Annotated in this window: 2 protein-coding genes; both read right to left on the reverse strand. The window is 53.4% G+C overall.

Annotated elements, in window-relative coordinates:
- Nucleotides 1–243 precede the first annotated feature (243 nt).
- A complete protein-coding gene (locus tag JQ575_RS46850; RefSeq protein WP_212039417.1) occupies nucleotides 244–756 on the reverse strand; it encodes a septal ring lytic transglycosylase RlpA family protein in 513 nt (170 codons plus the stop codon).
- 333 nt (nucleotides 757–1,089) lie between these two features.
- The coding region (locus tag JQ575_RS44190) for a hypothetical protein (protein ID WP_212039419.1) at nucleotides 1,090–1,306 on the reverse strand (217 nt) is incomplete at its 5' end.

Consider the following 1,306-nt stretch of genomic DNA (forward strand, 5'->3'; position numbering starts at 1 on the left):
CGACCTCACCGAGAATCGCGTCATCACAACGGAATCACGCTTCGCGGCCTGTCTCAACTGACTTTTGCAACAAAATCGGCACCTTCGAGACATGTCTGCCTATCCTGAGAATGTTCCGTTCACCGATGTAGACCGGAAGTCGCCGTGGTCCAGTCAGAATCCGACGCGCATGACGGTAAGGAGACATTGGCCCTGTAGCTCGATCTATTTCTTGCTGCGAGACTTTCCGCTAGCAGACACAATCTATAGTACTTCAACGCGAACCTGGGCCACGCCGCGGTCCGTAATTCCTAAACTGCGCGCAGCGCCGAGCGAAAGATCGAGGACGCGGCCGCGAACCCAAGGTCCCCGGTCGTTGATACGAACTACTACGGACTTGCTGCTGGCAAGATCAGTTACACGAACTCTTGTGCCGAACGGTAGGTTGCGGTGGGCAGCGGTCAGTGAATTCCGAATGAAAGGCGCACCACTCGCTGTTTTTCCTGTCGGATATGAATAGTAAGAGGCTTTTCCAGAAAAAACCCGGCTTGAAGATCGAGGGGCTGAGCGATCTTCCGGACGATGAGCCCTCTCCCCTCCGGTCGGGGGTTGCTCAAGCGGAGGATTCTGTCTGGTCTGGTCTTGTGCCTCTGGTGCCGGTTCTGCGTGCGCTTTTGGAATGATAGACCATCGATCAAGGAAGGTCTGTGCTGAAGCAGAATCAACATTTACGCACAACAGTGTCGCAATCGCGACTATTCCAATAATAAGGCGCATGGACGGCCTCACAAACAAATGGAAACAAATGTAATAACGCAAGCTGTTGAGGCTCTGTTCCTGTCATGTAGGAATTCTCGTGGCGATGAATGAAGGGATATATACCGATGTCCAACTCATACGGTTTGGTGCTTTAGGCGCACCGCAGCAACAAACGCCTATTTCCGGGGGTATTACTTAAGTTAGAGTTTGTTGCTCAGATCCATGGCAATGGAAGCGGGATTTAGACCAGGACTAGGAGCGACGCCTGAGGTCCTCCCATGAATTGGGCATTGCTCCCGGCCTCACTGCACGCGCGCTTTATCTGTTGGCGCTTTTCGGACCTGACGCTTGTCAGCGATGTCCGCTGATCAGGTAAGAGCAGAAGTTCGCGGCACGCTTTGAAAGTGACGCGATTGACCCAACTGCGACATTGGCATCACACGACGAAAATACTCTCGATACCGGTTTCTGCCCTATCAAAGCGTTCGCTCTCGCCGCTAAGATGCCGTCTCCTGAGTTTTGGGGGCGGACATGCAGCGCCGTGGTTTCATTACAATACTCGGCGGCG

Source organism: Bradyrhizobium sp. JYMT SZCCT0428 (assembly GCF_018131075.1).
Lineage (GTDB): Bacteria > Pseudomonadota > Alphaproteobacteria > Rhizobiales > Xanthobacteraceae > Bradyrhizobium.

Excerpts from the sequence above, each read along its gene's own strand:
- JQ575_RS46850 (WP_212039417.1), bottom strand. The coding sequence starts at position 756 with ATGCGCCTTATTATTGGAATAGTCGCGATTGCGACACTGTTGTGCGTA.